Annotated in this window: 12 protein-coding genes; 3 read left to right on the top strand and 9 right to left on the bottom strand. The window is 48.1% G+C overall.

The window, feature by feature from the left end; all coding sequences use genetic code 11:
* Positions 1-26: 26 nt before the first annotated feature.
* From tssG to AACQ83_RS12690, 7 genes are read right to left on the bottom strand one after another with little or no spacing between them, the layout of a single operon-like run.
* Positions 27-1,112 (bottom strand): type VI secretion system baseplate subunit TssG, encoded by a 1,086-nt coding sequence (gene tssG / locus AACQ83_RS12660; protein WP_112878011.1) that lies wholly within the window; start codon positions 1,110-1,112, stop codon positions 27-29.
* Positions 1,109-2,977 carry a type VI secretion system baseplate subunit TssF gene (tssF, locus tag AACQ83_RS12665; RefSeq protein WP_112878012.1) on the bottom strand — a complete coding sequence of 623 codons (1,869 nt, stop codon included), beginning with the start codon at positions 2,975-2,977 and terminating at the stop codon, positions 1,109-1,111. The genes tssG and tssF overlap by 4 nt, the downstream gene beginning before the upstream one ends.
* Before the next feature lie 3 nt (positions 2,978-2,980).
* Positions 2,981-3,502, bottom strand: coding sequence for a type VI secretion system baseplate subunit TssE (gene tssE, locus AACQ83_RS12670; RefSeq protein WP_158537771.1), 522 nt, complete (start codon positions 3,500-3,502; stop codon positions 2,981-2,983).
* 3 nt (positions 3,503-3,505) lie between these two features.
* Positions 3,506-4,141, bottom strand: coding sequence for a DUF3540 domain-containing protein (locus tag AACQ83_RS12675; protein ID WP_112878014.1), 636 nt, complete (start codon positions 4,139-4,141; stop codon positions 3,506-3,508).
* Positions 4,142-4,170: 29 nt separating this feature from the next.
* Positions 4,171-5,229, bottom strand: coding sequence for a pentapeptide repeat-containing protein (locus AACQ83_RS12680; protein ID WP_158537772.1), 1,059 nt, complete (start codon positions 5,227-5,229; stop codon positions 4,171-4,173).
* The gene (locus tag AACQ83_RS12685; RefSeq protein ID WP_158539350.1) at positions 5,226-7,772 is read right to left on the bottom strand and encodes a DUF2169 family type VI secretion system accessory protein; all 2,547 of its coding nucleotides are present in this window, start codon (positions 7,770-7,772) and stop codon (positions 5,226-5,228) included. Before AACQ83_RS12685 ends, AACQ83_RS12680 begins: the two co-directional genes overlap by 4 nt.
* A gap of 24 nt (positions 7,773-7,796) precedes the next feature.
* Positions 7,797-10,301: a type VI secretion system Vgr family protein gene (locus AACQ83_RS12690; protein WP_112878017.1), complete on the bottom strand. Its 2,505-nt coding sequence runs from the start codon at positions 10,299-10,301 to the stop codon at positions 7,797-7,799.
* 187 nt (positions 10,302-10,488) lie between these two features.
* On the opposite strand from AACQ83_RS12690, the gene AACQ83_RS12695 reads away from it, so the two are divergent.
* From AACQ83_RS12695 to AACQ83_RS12705, 3 genes are all read left to right on the top strand, one after another.
* Positions 10,489-10,620 carry a hypothetical protein gene (locus tag AACQ83_RS12695; protein WP_255566983.1) on the top strand — a complete coding sequence of 44 codons (132 nt, stop codon included), beginning with the start codon at positions 10,489-10,491 and terminating at the stop codon, positions 10,618-10,620.
* A 94-nt stretch (positions 10,621-10,714) separates the two neighbouring features.
* A complete protein-coding gene (locus AACQ83_RS12700; protein WP_112878018.1) occupies positions 10,715-10,981 on the top strand; it encodes a ribbon-helix-helix domain-containing protein in 267 nt (88 codons plus the stop codon).
* A gap of 1 nt (position 10,982) precedes the next feature.
* Entirely contained in the window at positions 10,983-11,309 is a 327-nt protein-coding gene (locus tag AACQ83_RS12705) for a type II toxin-antitoxin system RelE/ParE family toxin (protein WP_112878019.1), read from the top strand.
* A 134-nt stretch (positions 11,310-11,443) separates the two neighbouring features.
* On the opposite strand, the gene tccC is transcribed toward AACQ83_RS12705, so the two are convergent.
* Positions 11,444-14,575, bottom strand: a complete 3,132-nt coding sequence (gene tccC / locus AACQ83_RS12710) for an insecticidal toxin complex protein TccC (RefSeq protein WP_112878020.1) — start codon at positions 14,573-14,575, stop codon at positions 11,444-11,446.
* Between the two features lie 133 nt (positions 14,576-14,708).
* Complete coding sequence (tccB, locus tag AACQ83_RS12715) at positions 14,709-19,400, bottom strand: insecticidal toxin complex protein TccB (protein WP_112878021.1); 4,692 nt, start codon at positions 19,398-19,400, stop codon at positions 14,709-14,711.
* Positions 19,401-19,446 lie beyond the last annotated feature (46 nt).

Here is a 19,446-nt window from a genome sequence, read left to right on the forward strand (position 1 = left end):
TAGATAAAGAAAACAAGTACAGTCTGCTATGACTGCGCAGGGTTATCTGGGCTAAAACAGAGATCACTGCGATCATGATGGTGGATATTCAGCCCTAACCAACAGTTCTGCCCTAGAGACTGAGCGCTTCCTAGCGAACATCCTTGATAATGCTGATGATCCAGCGTAACTCTGAGCTTCCAGGCATATTCAAGGCCGACATAACACCGAACCCAGTCACACAATTGCCGCAGCTCATCACTACAGGATGTTGCAAACCGTGAAGCCGGTAAGAAACGCTGATATACCGGCCAAGAGAGCGGTCCAAGTTCCAGACAAAATGCATATTGCACATCAGCCACCGCAATACCGAGACGAGTAGTACTGCCTAACCGAGCACCAGCATGACCATTGTGCAACCGCAACTGATCATCACGGTCTATCGTCAACCAATGAAACTGGTTTTCATGCAATGTCACCGGCAAGCCAAAGTGGTAACGCAGCAGACACAACAGGCCATCTTTGTTACGCAGCTGCCGGTTCAGATGCCCCACCATATAGTGGTGTGTCCGCTGGTGCCGGAGGCAATGGCCCCGGCCGATCAAACTGGCAAAAAAATAATCGAAGCGGCGGTTATCACTGCGATCAAAAGAGAGGCAAGGTTGAGCATCCGCCCATGCACGCCAAAACAGAGTGATCAGACGGTGCTGAAACAGATTAAAAAAAGCACTCAATGCATGATCTTTATGTTGCTTCTGACGTTGCCAGGCAAACTCGGTGACATGCAAAGGCAGAGGCCCATTCGGGCCAAACAGGCCAAAGTTATTGATATTAATCTGATAACAAGTGCCATTTGGATAAGGTGCAATAGCCGCAATTTCTGCCGGCGCAAAGCATAATGCTGGCTGTTGCCCCAAACGTAAGGGTTCATCACGCGGTAAAGGTGAACGCCCCAGTGGATAAGGTGAACCTGACTGCGCATCAATCCGCCGCAACAACTGAAGCAGATCGAAATTCCACGGCCTCTTTTCTCTTTCAGCCCAAAAATACGCATCAAGTGCAGATGACGCAGCATGCGCTTTCTCTCCAGCCGGTACGATCTGATTGTCGGCATGTATGGCGAATATCTTCATAACGATGTCCTCACTCCATCACATGCCGACCAGAACCCGATAACTCCCCGTTGCACACTGGATAATGTTGTTTCCGCAAAACTGTTTACTGTCACCAAACGGCTAAATAGATGTGCCAATACGCTCCCTATTAGCCAAGGAGATCGGCCAGAAAATGTCTGATCGTCTATCTCCAACGCCACGCTAATCCCGCGTCGAAATAGCGGTGTGCCAACCATATGACGATTCTGCGCTTGCAAGCGGCAACTCCGGATGCCGTTAATTTGTTGAGCAATCACCGCATCAGCCTGACTGGCATGAAAACGTAATAACCGCCGTAATTCCGCTTCACCTTGTTCAGTGGCGCAATTCTGCAAGCTGAAATAGTTGAACTGTAATTGATTGATCAACTGCCAGCAGGCACTACTCTCTGCCAATGCCGGACGAGGTTCAGTAGGGCCTTTACGCAACCGTACAGCAGCAACGGGAACTGAATCCTGCATCACCAGCCCCTCTTGCGCCTGTCGTTGCAGTAATAAAGGTAGATCACGGTTGGTACACAGAACTTCCGCACTGAGATATTTCAAATCGCTGCGCCAAGGCGGATGATGCTCATCTGCCAAAGAGAGATAGACCTCACTGCCAAGATAATCAGAACGCATGCCATAACGATTCACATGCTGTGGCAACAGGCGCGATTCACGGCGGATAGAAAAATACCCCGCATTAACTAACGCATCACTACATTGGGTACGATAAAGGGGATGGAAAATATAGCGTTCGTTGCTGTCATGCTGAGTACCAATACCGCGTAATGCTGTGACAGAAAAAACCTCATAATCAAGCGGACGCATGTTATCGACCACAACATGGTATTCATGCTGTTGTTCATTGAGCGTCATCGGTTCAGCGGTACGGGGAAAAAGATTGATAGCAGGGGTACAATGTAGAGCCAAGTGGCTAACATCCACCACCTTTTCCAACTGTGGCGAACGTACATCCAGCAGGATCTGAATTTCCAATCGCTGTTGTTTACCGGCCTGCGCTAGCAACGGCTGCAAGCCACTGATGCTGAAAAACTGGAAACGGGCCGGAAAGGCAAAATATTCCTGCAACAGGCGATACGCGTCGACATTACGCAAATCAACGGGCAACAACGCCTGCTCGGCAGTAAACCCCTCATGACGCAGTGACTGAGGTGGCAACAATAACCGTTGTACCGCATTGCCGGGGATTTGGCACAATACCCCCTGACAATGCACCATCAGTAGCTCTAATAGTTGTAAAGCGGGAATATCACCGCCACTGAGGTAGAACATCAACGCATCACATTGCAATTCACCCAATGACACATTGTCAAAGCACGATAGCTGAATACGCAAAGTGCCCTGCACCTCAGCACCGCCAAGGGCAGAAAGAGGAACATCCGCGGATACTCCCCCCAATTCCACCTGTAATAAACGCAACGGCTGCAAAGTCACATCCTGCGCGGTACGATAGCGGCAACTGATCCCCTTCTTTTTCAGTGCCTGACTTTCCATCAATGAACCTCGCGGCACCAGAAAACCTTTACTCAAATCCCCCTTAGTGGGATCTGGTTGTAATTCAACAATTGCCATTGAAGGCAAGCCAGCAAGATAGTTAGGATAAAGCGCTTCTAGCAACTGGGCAGAGAAACGTGGAAATTCAGCATCCATCTTGAGTTGAATACGCGAAGTCAAAAAAGCAACGCCCTCCAGCAAACGCTCAACGTAAGGATCGGTAATGTCATTGCCCTGCATCCCTAACCGCCCGGCAATGCCAGGATAATAACGGGCAAATTCATCTCCCATTTCACGTAGCCATGCCAACTCGCGGTTGTAATACTCCAGTAATTTTTCATGCATGATTTATCCTCCATCCACCAGCTCAAAATGCCCGTTTTCCAGATCAACATGGCTACTGAAAGTGAAGGCTAATGGGCGAGAAAAACCCAACAGATGTCCTCGGATTTCAAAACAGAGAATATTGTGAGCATTCAGTTGCTGATCACCCCGCATTCCCGTGATGATTAATTCCTGCGGAATAATGCGCGGTTCAAAATGGATAATGGCTTCACGTATCGCGCACTCAATACTTTCCCAGTTCACCTGAGAAATAAACTTTCCGGCCAGCGCCCGGATGCCAAAATTTAACGTACTGGTACTAACATGCGGCCAAGATGAAAGATCGGCTCCAGAAGAGTAGTGATCGCAGTTAAGCAGAGCCTGCAAATTATGCAGTACCGAAAGGCGAAGCTGTTGAGCGCTATTGCCAAACGGTACCTGTTCCCCATCATTGCCATTTTCAGTCAGACGCTCAAGCAACATAGGAGCGCCATAGATTGCAGGAGAACGGTATACCCCGGCGTTTTTCTCTGGTATTCTGCTCATCATTTAGCCCATATGAATCTGTTCAGAATCCACTTTCGTCACTGCCTGCGACGTAATGATGGTATTACGTGCATGTAAACGTACATAATCGCGGGCCTGGCAATCCAGTTGCCCAACACGTACATGTTCTGCCTGTTCGACCTTACGCAATACGCGCTGGCTGATTTGAACCACGGTTTTCCACAATGCCTCCACACGCTGGCCAAGCAGACAGGCCACATTGACCCAAGCCGTCAACTCATCACCGCTGTAACGCATATGGGTGATATGGCAATCACTCTGTTGCGCACTAATCTGCACAGATTGACTATCAATAGTGATCTGTTCAGCACTGTGGAACATCAATTCGCCTTGCGGAGCAATATGCAAATCTCCCGGAACAGTGAGCGTCACTGGTTGCTGTTCATCAGCCCGACTTAACACCGCCAGCACCCATAGCCGATGGTTATCATCACCATGAATCAGCACCTCATCACCGATTTGCGGTATTAACAAACAACTGATGGCGACACCACATTGCCAGCCACGCTGCTGATACTCCACGACCACTTCCCCTGTTGGCAAGGTATTAACAACTTGCCCGACAGCCTGTTGAGGAAGATTAATCTCCAATGGAAATGATTTTTGCGTTGCGTTCATAAATAAAAATCCCGATATCCCGTTAAGCGCTAACCACGCGCATTCCATGTTTCTGCCGCAAACAGTGCCTCATCTCGCGCCAAAATCCCCCGACGATCGGAGAAGCGACTGCCCTGCTGACAGGCCCGATGCATCAATGTGCGCTTAAAACGCGCCTGGCGCAGATCCGCATGACTGATATCCGCCCAACTGAAATCGGCATAACTCAAATCGCAGGCGACAAAAGAGCAGCTATCCGCTTGCGCATAGCGCCATTGACTTTGAACTAACATGCTGTGGGAGAAATCAGCTTGATGTAGACAGGCCGCAATAAACTGGCCGTGATTGATTTTTGCCTGCCGGCACTGCGCTTCACGTAAATCACTTTCAATAAATAGCGCCCCTTCGGCCTCTATCTCATCTAAACAGGCGCCACGCAGTGATGCGCCTTTAAAGCAGCTTTGCGTCAGTATCGCCTGCCGGAAATCGGCACGATCCAACGGATTATCAGTAAATTGGCAAGCCAGAAAGGTGAGTCCCCGAAACTGCCCTTCGCGCAGATCACAATGGGCAAACACCCCTCGTTCAAACCGGCTGCCTGTAAAGGTCACACTGCGTAGATCCATACCGAACAAAGTCAAACTCTGACAATGGCAATTATGTACAGTACCGTTATGCATATCACTATCGTACAAAGTGACTTTATCAAGTGTGCTATTGACAAAACGTGCATGATTAAGCTGGCAAGAGATGAAATAGGTAGAATTTAGTGCAGCATCTTGCAAAGAGAACTGTTCCAGTTGGCAATCGTGAAATATACAGTTATCCAGATGAGTGCGATCAAAGCAGACTTGCGACAAATTACATTGCTGAAATGAACACCCTTTCAGCGTCATCCCCTGAAAAGAGGTATATGATAACTGACACTGCTGAAACACGGTCTCATCAAGTCTGCAACAACGGAACTCAGTTCCTTCAAAGGTAACATTAACAAACACCATACCAGCCAGATCCCTCTCTGCCAGCAACTCACTCGTCAGAGATACATCCTGAATGATTTCCCCTTGGGAAATCAGCGCGCTCAATTGTTCCGGCGTTAAGGTTTTCATATCAATTTGCCTCCGGCACATGGCAGGGTTTTGCACTGATCAAGCAAAGCTCCCTGCAATTGCGTATTCACATCAACACTGGATTGAGAAATATCGGCACGAAACAGATTGGCGCGACGCAAATCCGCGCCCGCTAAATGGGATTTTTGCAGTAATGCGCCCATCAGATTAGCGCCCTGCAAATAACTATTAGTCAATAGAGTACGAATAAACAGTGAATGACTGCCATTGACGGCGCACATTTGCGCAAAACTGAGATCCGCTTCGCTGAAATCACAGTTTTGTAGTACTGCCTCTGAAAAGTCAGCCGCTTCAAGCAGAATAAGACGAAAATTACAACTGGTCAGCCGCGCATGCTGAAACAGACCAGCACGAATATGCGTTTTACCCGTAAACACACAACTGTCTAAATGGGCATGCTGGTACTGAGCATGATCTAACGCGCTGTTTAGAAAAGTACAACTTTCCATCACCGCATGGTTGAAACGAACTGCGGTAAAGCCGCCATTGATGACCGTCACACGCGTCAAATAGGCATGGCTAAAATCCAGCGCTTCCGGTATGAGATCCATAAACAGGCAGTTTTTCAACCGCGCCTGAGGGAAACGACAATGATGCAACGTACACTGACGTAACGTAATATCACTTAGAGCGGCCTGGGAAAAATCACACATGACCAGTTCAGCCTGTTCCAACAACACACCGCCAAGGCGTGCGCCGATAAAATAACCGTTGTGGCACTTCGCTCCGGTCAGGGAAGCATTATTCAGACAAGCCGCATTTAGCGAAGTGTTATTCAATGAAGCATAAGCCAGCATAGCTTCACTCAGATCAGCCTCATCTAAACAGCAGTTATCCAGATTGGCATTTTCCAACAGAGTATGCTGTAGATTAGCTCGCCGCAGATCCAAACCAGAAAGATCGGCACCCGTTAGATCCATCCCACTGAGATCGCGTTTTGTTGCCATGCAAGCCATCACATGGCGGCGTAACACCTCAGCCTGTTCACCCTGTAATCTGCCTGCCGGCGGACGCGTATCCGCAGATAGCAAATACATCTGATGTAAACTGCGCTGCGTACATTTCAACGCCTCTGGTGTCTGACATTCCGGTTTTTTCTGTGACTGTTTATGCAACAAGTCCAGCATACGGTAGTAACTTGCAGGACCAACCGCTGGAGCACTGGCACGTTCAGCCGCTGCATATGCAGCACTTTTTTTCTGAACCCGCTGTTGTATCCGTTCTGCCTGTCGTTCCAAGCTGGCAACCAGCTCCGGTAACTTATCAGCAGTGAGCGCTTTTCCCTCTTCCTGAGGCAATTCTGCAAGCAGTTGATTAATATCCTGCTCTTGCTTCTCACTCCTCGCCTGATGCCGCCGACGCAAATAAGTTTCACGCCTTGTCATCGTCTCTGCCAGCGCGCTGGGGGTAACCTGTACGTCATTATCTATCCAAGGCGCAATCAGGCTTTCATCCATCAAATCCTGTTCTCGCAGGGTAAAAAGCGCCCCCTTCTCTTTCTCTGCCCGTTGCGCCATCACCTGTTGGTAATGAGCAACCGGCCGCTCAGCCTGTGCCAACTCCATCGCCACCAGCATTTGATGCACATCCGCTGCATCATCTTCATTAATTGGACAAGCGCCGTGCCAAATGAGCGCCATACGTTCCAAATGAGGAATAAACCACACCGTGGTAGCACGTAAATGGATCTCCTCAAGGCGCATTTCTCCACCACGCTGACGCGTGATAAAACAGCGTGCTTGCCAACAAGGTAACGTTCCCTGTTGTACAGCTTGAGTGGGATGCATATTCCAGATACGCCAAGTGGCGCCCGACGGCAAACAGGGTTGTCCACTCAGCCATTGATCCGATCCGGCCATATTGAACAAGTGCCAATCTGTATCGCGGGCAAAACCGGGGAATTCATGCGCCAGCCACTGCTTATCGTATTTTTTTCCCATCATGCGACTACGTTGCGGCCAGCTAAAATCGAGGGGGGAGAAACTGGCTGGCTGCACACACTGATGCAGTGAATGTAGCAGTTGATCCGGATGTTCAACATTAGGTAATGGGTGCAACAATACCCCTTCACGAGTAACAGGTTCATCTCCCTTACCCAACGGGTTTTCTGCGGTACAGTGACCGCCAAAGGCATTTTGCCAATCGAGGGGCATCTTCTCGAACGGCTGTGGCGATGAAGGATGCCCGTTCTGCCAGTAGCGATCACCAAATACCATCAGGCTTTTTTCTTTATCGGCAACCTGAATTTTCGCTATACAGGCCTCTTTTTGTGGTTGATGATTTGTCCAGGCATAACCTGTAGCAAAGAATTCTGCACAGGGTTTAGGAATAGAGAGATCCAACACCCCACCGGTACTTTGTAACTCTTGAGCCACCAATTGCCACAGTTCCGGCTCTGGTCTGATTTGCGGCGAATCACTCATATCCGTCAGCGCCATCACCGCCACCCCCAGATAGTTCTGCTGTTGCCAACGCCACGGGCGGTGCAAAACACCCAGTCGCAGAGGTTTCATGATTTTCATCATCCATTCTCCCGTCTTGGTATGTCAGATAAAAATAGTTAAACCGCTGAGGCTCAGATTCAGTGCCACAGCATTGATATTTATCTGCCCCAAACTAAGGTTGAGAGTATTGGTTGACATATGCAGCGTGGTATTACCGATGTTCAGCATATTATTCGACATCACCACCCCCTCGTTTTTCATGGCAACGGAAGAGTTGGTATAGTTGAGCATATTGACATTTTCCGTCGTGCCACAGACGGTTAAAGTATTGCCGGCATGGGTTTCTATGTGCCCCTCAATCTTGTGCACCATATCTTTGGTTTCAATGCACACCTTGCCGCCACAATTAAGATAAGCATCCGCATCTGCCTGAATTTTCAGGTTATCTTTAACATGCTCTTGCCAGCTACCCTCAATACTTCGAGTGACCGCCCCATTGATCTCGACTTTCTGATCTTTATCCACACGCTGCTGATCAACACCGTTGATCTCGACACTGACACCTCTCTTATAAATTACTGAGGTCGGGATTTTCTGCTGTTGCTGCTGCTTTGATGCTTGCTGATCCGCCATTTCTTCAGGGGTTAATGTCTGCAATGTCATCAGCTTCTGCTGCGCCTGATTATTGGGATCGTTGCTTTCTCGGTTGAGATATAGGCTGTCGCCATAGATGATCTGCTTACCGGCATCGAACAGAATATTTCCCAAGGCATGATGGCTAATATTTTCTCCGGCGTGTTGGCTAATATTCTGACTGACCTGCGTCTCTGATTTACCTTGAATACGTTCATACCGACCACCCGCAATAAAATCTGCCCGCCCACCGGTGCCGATAATCGCGGTTTTCCCCAATCGGAAAGTTTGTATATCCGGCATCATTTTCAGGGTATGACATACACCATGATGCTTGAGATGAGTTTCGCCTTTTATCTCCTGAGCTAAGACACCATCAACGGTGATATTTTTATCGTGCTCAACGGAGATATTCATATCGCGTTCGGCGTGCATGGTGAATGATTCACGTCCCGGCGCATCTTCGAGGAACAGAAAACTGGCATTTTCTACCCCGCCTTTCTTACTGCGGCTCATAAACCCCATTCGGGTTGCATCGTTGGGCAACTGCCAAGGCGGCATGCACTCTTCATTGTAAACCCGCCCAGTCACCAATGGGCGATCCGGGTCGCCGTTGATAAAATCAACCACTACCTCTTCACCAATACGTGGAATTTGTAAGCTGCCATATTTCCAACCAGCCCAACTGCTGGAAACCCGCACCCAACAAGAACTTCTATCATCCGGCTGGCTATATCTGTCCCAACGGAATTTCAATTTGACGCGACCATATTTATCGGTCCAGATGCTTTCTCCCACTGGACCGGCAACTTCCGCCGTTTGTGGACCATAGGTTTTCGGCCAAGGCGTTGCCCGTTGTGGACGCCAAATAACATTAGCGGGTATTGCGTGAAATGCGGCTCGGAACGGTCCTTGGTCCCAACAACTCCCATCCAATTCGTCATACAGCGTACAGTCATATAATTCATATTCCGCATGCGTCACCAGAAAGGGCTGTGCATCAGGCGGACAAGGGCTGTTTTGTAAAGTAAAAGTGCATCCCGGCGCTAATCCGCACGCCGTTGCCTTGCCGTACATCTGTTGTTGCCGCGCTTCAAATCCCTGTTGGCGGATTTGTGCATAAAATTGACCATGTTGATTGTCGATATAACGCCCCGGCCATTCAAAAACATCCGCCTTATTAACCGCACATGATGCTGGATTACTGCATACTTCTAATAAATGCGCCCGTGGTTTACGGAAATCGTAATCATCCAACGTATAAACTCGTGGCGTAATTTCCTGTGCTGTGCGCCAGCACATAATACCTTCCTGGTGATCAACCACACCGGGTCGTGTTGCTAAATAGGGGATTTGGACATAATCATCATTAAATGGCTGATGGGCATTTGGCGAGTCAGCCAGAATTAAAGTATGTCCTTTTTCATGATGGCTGAAATAATAGTAGATGCCTTCATGTTCCATTAATCGACTGATAAAATCAAAAGTACTTTCCTGATATTGGACACAATATTCCCATTGACGATAATGGCTACGGAGACGATTCTCTATATTAATATGATATTCTGCCAACAGGCTGGCAATAATATCCGGCACACTCTGCCCCTGCCAAATACGGCAGTCACGGTTTTGTGTCAAATACCAGAGCGAAGGATGCAACGTGAAAATATATAACTTATCGTTTTCTTCCTGTAAATGATGTCCGACATATTCAATACGGGTAATATCACCATGTAGGAAACGGGAACCACCCTGTATTAGTGGGATCTCCAAAGCCATACTTTTACCCAACAATGACTTCATATCGAGATCATTACGTGGACAAAGAAACTCCACTTTAAACTGATACAGTTGCGACAACGATTCGCTACCAATTAATTTTCTGAAATGCAATTTATCGCTGTCAGACTTATTAAGTGGTATATGCGCCACAATGCGGACATCTGTACGATAATCGGATGTATGACTCATCATAATCTTCTCCACGTCTCACTGTCAGGGAGCAACACTCACGCTGACCTTCTTAGACGATCATAAACCTTACAGATCTAAGCAGAACATCAGGTGATAACATGAAATTGATGATGGTTAAGTAAAATGGAGCAACAGATGATACGAAATTCAAAGAACGAGTGCAGCCAACAAAGAGGCAACTTGAAAGATGATGGGTATATACCGCACTATTTATCCGATGCGTCGTAGAACTTTGCCCCACCAAGTTAATATTGAGCGCAATGTACATCCTGATCGCCCAGAACTGTTGCAAATGATTGCCGATCTGCAACCTAGATAGGCACCAAAATTTTTTGTTTTATGAGTCTATTTTTTGGACATATATTTATTTTCAGAGTAGGATTAAATCCTACACACCTAACTGTAGGTATGCCATGCGAACTACACAACAATTCAGTATCACATTGCCAAATGAAATGGCTGATATCGTAAAAACTAAGGTCATGACGGGAGAATATGCCACGGAAAGTGAAGTTATTCGGGATGGCCTGCGTGCGTTAATGGCCCGTGATCGTGCGGTTGAAAGCTGGTTACGCGAACAAGTCGTCCCTGCGTACGATTCCATGAAAGCGGATCCGGCACGAGCACTGACTGTTAACCAAGTACGAGCAAGATTAGCTACTGAACGCAAGCAGAATTAAAGTGAGCTATCGTGTTGTCTTTTCACCAGAGTCCTCAGAGCAATTGGTAACACTTTACCACTATATGGCTGTTACTGCCTCCCCAGACACTGCAACACGTTATACAGACGGTATTATCGCTTTCTGCGAGAGTTTGCAAGCTTTTCCTCATCGCGGGACTCAACGTGATGATATTTGTTCCGGCTTACGGATTACCAATTACAAGAAACGAACCGTGATTGCTTTTGATGTTGATAGCGATGTTGAATTAGTTTCTATTATTGGCATCTTCTACGGCGGTCAGGATTACGAAACTTTTCTGCAAAGCGATTCAGAATCTGACATATAGATCTGTGATGACCTTATAATCTCAAAAGCAGCGATTAATGGTTGAGGTAATAAAGTGGCTGCTCCCGGCCCTGATATCTTCGCCCAATATTGGGCGAAGATATCTAGCGATGTTTACTACAACAATGTTGACTATTATAAAGAGAAAACCCGTCGTGCGGCTCCCACAGCACTGGTTCCATAGTCTATCGCATTAGCGATCCCTGTTGTGGTCAGGACCCTACCTCTGATCTGATTACCAATCATACCAGCAATATTATCGATACCACTGCCGATAGCACCTAGCCCTCTGGAAATCCAACTGTCTCTTCCCATCACTCTGTGCAGGCCTGTTCCAATGCCACCAGCAAGCCCGCCGAGAACACTAAATATCGGCTCAAAGACAGGTCTGGCTACACTGAAATGCACTAATTGTCTGGCTAAACCAGCGGCATATGGGCTGACAGCCCGGCCTAAGAACCTACCTAAAAATCCGCCACCTATTACTCTGTTGATAGCCATTTCCGCCCCCAAACCAGCGGCATAACCCACTGCGTAATTCGCTAAATGTCCGGCGGGGTTACTGGCGACATCTAAACCAAAACCAATCCAAGAGCCATAATAGGTGCCAATACCGGCATGGATCCCTGCCCGAGTACTTCCTTGCGTACCAGTGATCATCCCACCAGCCGCCCCACCAGCCGCTGCCCCGATTTCATGTGTAAGAGTGGAGGAAGTCCCCAGCATGGTATCAATGGTGCCTACGGCACTCCCGGCCCCAATAGCGCCACCTATCCCACGGTCAGCATTATTTATCCATGATCCCACAGCACCCGTTACCGCCCCGGCGGCTGATGCAACACCAACACCTTGTGCCCGCGCACCATAAGCCGCGGCTGAACTCGCGCCGGCAGCCGCGCCAGCCGCTGACTGTACTAACGTCGATTTCCCCTGTACGAGTCGAGCGAGTAATGCCCCGCCTTTTTCCAGCAAGCTACCCACGTTATATCCCATCAACGCACCAATCCCAGCACCTATGGCCGCAACCCCCAGAATGACAGGGATAGCCGCGCCAGCCGTACTGGCAATGGCAGCCGCAAGACCCCCAATCGCAATCCCGCCGGCAATGGCTCTGCCAATTTTTTGTCCCCGTCTCATTGACGCAGACATCCCCTCATCGGGTTTACGGAACAGAAATGAAGCAAACCAAAATGTATTCCGATTTCGGTTCGGAGACGGTGCTAACCCATCATGGTCAGTTAATGTGATTGGGTTATTCCTCACCATCCGGTACAAATTCAGCCCATCCACAGTTCCTGCTGGATCAGCACTCAACCATCGGCCCACCCAAGGCTGATAATAGCGATAGCCGTAATAATACAATCCAGTGGCATCCCGCTCTTTACCGGAGTAACGAATAAATTTGTAGCTGGCTTCTGTCTGATTTTTCGCTGCCCATACCGCAGTGCCGCCGTACGGATAATACTCTTCCTGACTGAGAATTTGCCCTTCACTATCCAGTTCAAGCTGGCTGGAGCCAAGAAGATTATCGTAACTGTAGCGCACCTGATTGTTATCGATATCTGCCGGCTTACCACTTTCCCAGTGCAATACCCTTACCTGTGCGCGACCCGCTTCACCTACTGTAATCACCTGCAAATTTTGAGTTGTTTTATCTGCAACTCCAGTTATGCGTAGCTCTAATCCCGGTAGATAAGTCACCCGTTGTACTTGAGTACTGTTACCCGTCTGCTGTTCACTCACTTTTAACAGCCGCATTCCATCACTGCTATAACGATACCATTCACTGTCACTGCTATTTTCACGGCTCACCGGTGTGACTCGTTGCAATTCACCACGAATATTCCAATCCAGATTTTGCCCTGGCATTAACGTCTTCTGATGACCGCCTGAATCAAATAGCGCATCCACCTGGGTTGGATCTGTCGTTAATGTACTCAATACCGCCCGGTTACTGCGGCTTGAAATGGTCATATCTGTGGTGTAACTATTTTGAGTCGCAGGTGAACTGTGTCGGATTTGGACCAAATTACCGCCACGGTCATAAGTATAGGTACGAAGGTAATTGGTATAGGTGTTGTTGTCGGTAGGAACAGGTATTACGGGTGAGGGAAGTTGGTTGCTTTGCTGGCCGATATTGGCCATTTCACGCCCTGTCGCACTAATAAGCTGATACAGAGAATCATAAACATAGTGGTTCTCAGGCTCCACTTTCTGATTGCGCCAAAAGCGGGTAGCTTCGGCATCATTATGGATACTGACGACATTCCCCACCGGATCATATTCATAGCGTAGATCCTGCAATACTCTCGCCCCTGATTGACTCTCTTCGGCGCGTCGGGTGGTAATACCAATCAGACGTTGAGTTTCCGGTTCATAACTGTACTCCGTAATCACGCCGTTACCATGCTCTTCACGCAACTTATGACCTGCGGCTGACCAGCTCAGGGACTTAACAATCACCTGTTCACTCTGGCCTTTCACCGTTAACCAACTCCCTTTTAACTGACCAGCAATATCATAAGCCAGACGCTGAATATTGCCTTTCGCATCGGTTTGGGTCAGCAAAACCCCTATGGCATTAGTTGTACTTTGTGTCGTATAGACCTCATTTGCCAGCATCCGCTGCCAGACAGTTTCATCGTCACCGCTCCAGTTCACCTCCCGCCCCTCAGCCAGCAATTGGTGAGATTGGGATAAAATAGCACCAGCCAGTGACTGACTTATCAACCGGGTCACTCCCGCCGTGTCGTAGTGGCGTATACACAGACCGGAGAGGTTATACTCTTTCTCCTCTGTTGTATTCTCAGCCCAGATAAAGCGCTCTGTCACTTGAGAAGTCTCTTGGTCGGAAACTTGTTCGCTCACAGATAACAAGCGACCGGGCAACGTGTTGTCTTCATAAAGACGAGTCTGACGAACACCTGTCGCATTCATCGTCATTACCGGACGACCTTCAATATCATTTAATGCAACAGTACGGCCAGCATCGACACTCTCTATCCGCAAAGCATTACCAGCCAGATCATGCAGCCAGACAAAATTAGGCTTCACCGAGTTATTGGTCTGCTTTGCATCATACAAGCGTGGGTCAATACTCTGATTCAGGTGTCCACGAACATTATACTGGTAACGGGTGACGCGGGTGTCAGTGTCCCCGCCTGCCACAACACGGTGGAAACCAATATCACGAATGGACAGGCCGCGATTATCTAACACACTGACTGTTGGGGTTTGAGTATAAAGAGCAGTATCAAACGTACTCATATCATATTCCTTTTATTTTGTTTTAAAGCTTCCCTTCCAATGAAATGGAGAAAGATAGCAAGATTGATTTTAGGTATGACAGATCCTCTCCCACTCTGGCTACCAGAGTGGGAAGTCTTAGTTAAAAGTTAATTTAAAAGAGTGTTTTCTTGACTTGGCTAGCGAAGCTGACGCCGCCGTCGCAGGCGGTATAATGTACCTGCACCAGTACATCATCCATATTCGCCAACAGTGACGCCTGAGTGTCATCCGCCTTCAATGTGTTGCCATCAATATGTTCATCCACAGAACGCGGGAAGTTGAGCGTCCATTTGGAAACTGCTCCAGTCCCCTCAAATGATAGATAGCGCTCATCTTCCAAACGCAACTCAAAGCTACCGGCATCATTAATGCCAGAAGAGAGCGCCACCTGCTGGCTGGCCCGCAGATTGGTGACAATATGCGTCGCATCACCCTCTTTACCTGTCGGATCATTGAGACGTTTAACACCATTGATATCTGCTGCTAACAATGTACTGCTGCTGGTCTGAGTGAGCGTTGCCTTCACGTTTTGATACGGCCCGATCAACGTCGGCAACGTCACTGACACGGTTTTAATCTGGCGCAAATAGTGCCCCGGATAGTCGTTGTCAAATAGCTTTTCGCCTAATGTAAAATCAACTTTGCCTTCGGTTTTTAACTTATTGAAACCATCATCACCCAATAAGTTTTTGAGCGACACAGTACGGATCACATTAAGACGGCGTTCGTGACGAGCCAAATACGCTGCTTCCATCTGATGCAAATTAAGTTGCAGCGTCTCCCCTACTTGCAGACCACGATAATGGTCATTCCAAGTACCAGTCTGGATAAAAGTGGTGGCGTAATCACCCAATTCATACTGCCAGCAAGCTTGGGCAGAGAGGCAGAGAGCAACCACGGCATCATACGCTTGATAATACAACGCGGATAATTGACCACTCAGCCACTGGTACAGAGTCGCTTGGGTGAAACGAGTAGTTAAGTAAGTCAACATGGTTCGAATTTGTACCTGCTGTGCCTTCGCCTGTTGCAGGGAAGTCTGAGCTGCTTTCTCGCGCATTGCCAACGCATCTAACTGTTTCTGTAATGCGTCGACCTCAGACTGTGCCTGTTGGTACTGGATTTGCCACTCTTCACGGCGTCGGCGGTAATTCTCCGTGGTTGCCAGACGATCGGCCACCACGCTGGTGGCTTGTCCGGCAGCCATCAGCCCGATGGCAATCGCTTCTGTTACCCCTTCATAGCGCGAGCCACCATCAGCCAAGCCAAAGATATTCGGGATCACTTTCAGTGCCCCACTGGCAGTTTGTACACCGGTGGAAGAAGAAATCAGGGATTGTGCTGACGTTTGAGTGTCCATCACCAGTTGTTCCGCGCTGGAGATGTTGTTCTGATACAAGGTGTAATAGTGGTCATGACGTTGTTGCGCCGTCGCCTGACTGGCTTGCAGCGCCAGACGATCCGCCGCCAATCCATCCAACGCCTGTTGTTGTAACGTGATGGCATAGCTGGACATATCCAACAGTTGCTGTTGCGCCAACTCTTCTTGACCGGCCCGTTCGCTACGTTCCAACAAGCTAAGCAGGTTCTGACCAAAACCGGTCAACGTACCCACAGCGCTGTAAGCCCGCGGTAACATAGCGCTGAAACGGTACGGTGGCACTGTTAACACGGCACCACTAACACCATTCGTCAGGGTACCAGACTGAGCACGCTGAGCCAGCAACGCAACTGGATCAGCAGGTGCAGCATACAGCGGCAGCGAAAGCGGCTTGCCATCAACGGTCAGGTTATGACGCAGATTGTATAGCCGTGCATCCAACGTATCCCAGTGGGACAACATCAGAACATTGAGAGGTTCATTAAAGTAACCATTATCTGCCAGTTTCAAGTAGCTCACATTGCGGCCCGGCAATGCAGGTAAAACGGTATTACTGTTAGCCAACTGGTGCTCAAAATCACGTAAAACCGTTTTTTGCCCGGCAGCCAAGGTATCGAGGGTTTGTGGTGTCCAAGTGCTACTCAGCGACACATCCGGCCGAGGCCCTAGCAATTCAGCGGCCAGATTGTAATAGACACGGGCCTGAGTCAGACCGTCACGAGTCAATTGGCGGTACCACATGTCTCCCTGAGCAATCAAGTTGCTGGCATAGGCGATAAACACCGCTTTCTGGTATATCACCGGATGGGCATAAGCCTGAGTGTCTGGGTCTATAGAGTCGCCCAAATAACGAGAAAGATCGCTGTGTCCTTCAACCAACGGGCGTACATTCCAGTAAGCCGGGGCATTGTGTGGCTTGTTTTTCATCGCCGGGTCAAAGATGTAATGCAAACTCTTTTGTGCCGGCGAAAATTGCTGTTCGTTGGCAAAACGTGTAGCAACCAAAAACGGCAGGTGAAAGAATAACTCCCAGAAATAGAGGCCATTTGAACCGTTAAAGTCCATTGGTTCACTTTTGCCGTCAGTCACTAAATCAGCTTCCAGAGAAGGATCTGCCTGCAAGGTATAATCCAACAAACTATCCAGCCCTAAATTTGCCTTTTCAATTAAGGTACGCACAAAGGTGGTATTAAGACGGGTTTTCGCGGGTAAAGATGAGGTCAAGAAATCCAGATATTGCACCAAACCACGTTTACTATCGTAACGGGAAATCAATCGCGGAATGGCATCTGGCGCTTTGCTATCCTGTAATGCGACATAGACATTGAACCACTTACTGACCCAGGAATAGGCCCCTTTTTTCCCTGATGGGCGGTCATAATGATCCCACACGACATTCAAACAAACCTGTAGGTAGTTTTTATTCGGATCAGTGGAGAAATCCGCTTCGGACAGGGTATAGGTTGTAGAATAGGTCGCACCGCTGGCAAGTTTGAAAGTTTGATCACTGTAGCGTTTAAACAGATTACGCCCATCCGCCGTCTCAGCATTGATTTCCTGATAGAATTTGCGGTTATCGGCGATTTTCTTGAAGTTTTTTATATAAGTGAGATGACCAGCACCTGCGAAAAAGGCAATCAAGGTATCAGTACTAATAGCATAATTTATTGCACCGGCCCAATCCCCCAAACGAGTACCATCCGGAATATACAGGTTATAACTGCTAGGATCATCCCCTACCCAAGCGATACCGCCATTTTTCACAGTAACAGAATGGTGCCCATAAAGCAGGAATATGGAATTCCATGCATCATTAACAGGCTGGTTTATATCCCATGTTCCATTAGGAGTAGACCCTCCACCATAACCCTGGGGATAATAGGTGATTACTGCATTATGGAAGCTGTAATAGTCTTCATCATCGTAATCCAGGTAAAAACCCTCATCCCCTGTCCATGAAAAGCCATAACCAGACGTAGAATTGTTCTCTCTGTCAGCACTCCCAAACGTATGGCGGTTAATAAAATCCCCATTAGTTGTGGTTTGGATATGGAGTGTCAGACCATCTTGATCGATATCCACATAGGCACCGGTAGTACCCTGCTTCAAGTCATCAACTTTACCTACCCAACCCGTATTTTCAGGATCTTCTGTTGAACCAGTAATAACCTTAGTAATCACATACTTTTTATCGTATACCGCAAATTGCAGGCAATTCTGATCATTTGTTTCATCACGGTAAGTACTGAACAAAAAGTTTTTACTTAACGACTTGAGACTATGGCGATTAAAGGCTGAGTCACAATAGAGATAACCATACACAGCAGGACGGTTTTGATATGGAGTCCCCGTAAAATTACGCACAAACACCCCCAACATCAGGCGACCATACGGGTTACTGTCAGTTTCCTCTGTCGGGTCAATACTAAAATCGGTAGTAGCCAGCAGATTAACCTGTCGTAATGCCATATTCGATTCATCAATCAACAGGCTGGATCGCTGTGTTTCTGAACTTTCACCTGTTTGCTGCGTCATCAGCGTGGTAGTATTTGGTGCCGTCCAAGTATCATCATAGCGTTTATAGCCAAACTTTATGCTGTAAGCATGGGTGTTACTGATATCTTTGCCATTAGCGTCTTTCTCTTTCTGTACCGCTGGGTCACGCTCAACCCAAGCTACATACAGTCGGTCGTTATAAAATACTGGGCGAACGGTATGTTCCAGCACCGTATCACCAGACAGCGGCAAGGTGATTTCCTGCCAATCATTCCAACAATTTGGCGTTACTGGATTTCCCGCCGGATCTTGACGATTTTTACTTAAATCCATCTGACGCCAGTAGTAGCGATACGGTTTAGTGGTAGTGCGACCAATAAAGTAATAAATGGCTTGATCAAATTTATCCTGATTAATATAACCACTGAGCACATACAGATTACTCACTGCTTCAAACTCATTGAGGTACGCCAGAACAGCATCTTGCACCCGGTCCGGATCGAGTCGGTTCTGGTTTAAAGTCGTTTCCAGCTCCGAGAAATAATGGCTTTTTTCCTGCCGGGTGATGGGAGAAATGTAGTTCTCGGCGTAATTTCGAACCTCAGCCCCCGCAGCCCAGATGGCATATTGGTTATCATTATCACGCCATTCGTTAGCGGTAGAAGGTTCCATTGCTTGGCGCCCCGGTTCAGAACCATTGACCAGACGAGTCATATATTGCTGTATGCTGGCAATCGCTTGTGCTACCCGACTCGTCTCAACCTCATCAGCCACTTCCGGGTCAATTAGCAAATATTCGTACAAGTCTTCCACCGTCACTGGCTGACCACTGACGCCTTTCAGCGTTGGTGCCACAAAATTCATATAGCCAGTCACCAACGCATCACGCTGGGATTCATTCAGTTGTTTTTCCATTGTCGATAACATAATTATCTGCCTTACTTAAATGGCGGTTTAGAAACAGCCTCATTGG

Origin of the sequence: Photorhabdus sp. S10-54 (assembly GCF_963878145.1) — a bacterium.
Taxonomy (GTDB): Bacteria; Pseudomonadota; Gammaproteobacteria; order Enterobacterales; family Enterobacteriaceae; genus Photorhabdus; species Photorhabdus kayaii.

Bases quoted from the DNA above. Each gene is read 5' to 3' on its own strand.
- tssG (WP_112878011.1), bottom strand. From the start codon at position 1,112: ATGAAGATATTCGCCATACATGCCGACAATCAGATCGTACCGGCTGGA.
- tssF (WP_112878012.1), bottom strand. From the start codon at position 2,977: ATGCATGAAAAATTACTGGAGTATTACAACCGCGAGTTGGCATGGCTA.
- tssE (WP_158537771.1), bottom strand. From the start codon at position 3,502: ATGAGCAGAATACCAGAGAAAAACGCCGGGGTATACCGTTCTCCTGCA.
- AACQ83_RS12675 (WP_112878014.1), bottom strand. From the start codon at position 4,141: ATGAACGCAACGCAAAAATCATTTCCATTGGAGATTAATCTTCCTCAA.
- AACQ83_RS12680 (WP_158537772.1), bottom strand. From the start codon at position 5,229: ATGAAAACCTTAACGCCGGAACAATTGAGCGCGCTGATTTCCCAAGGG.
- AACQ83_RS12685 (WP_158539350.1), bottom strand. From the start codon at position 7,772: ATGAAAATCATGAAACCTCTGCGACTGGGTGTTTTGCACCGCCCGTGG.
- AACQ83_RS12690 (WP_112878017.1), bottom strand. From the start codon at position 10,301: ATGATGAGTCATACATCCGATTATCGTACAGATGTCCGCATTGTGGCG.
- AACQ83_RS12695 (WP_255566983.1), top strand. From the start codon at position 10,489: ATGATGGGTATATACCGCACTATTTATCCGATGCGTCGTAGAACTTTG.
- AACQ83_RS12700 (WP_112878018.1), top strand. From the start codon at position 10,715: ATGCGAACTACACAACAATTCAGTATCACATTGCCAAATGAAATGGCT.
- tccC (WP_112878020.1), bottom strand. From the start codon at position 14,575: ATGAGTACGTTTGATACTGCTCTTTATACTCAAACCCCAACAGTCAGT.
- tccB (WP_112878021.1), bottom strand. From the start codon at position 19,400: ATGTTATCGACAATGGAAAAACAACTGAATGAATCCCAGCGTGATGCG.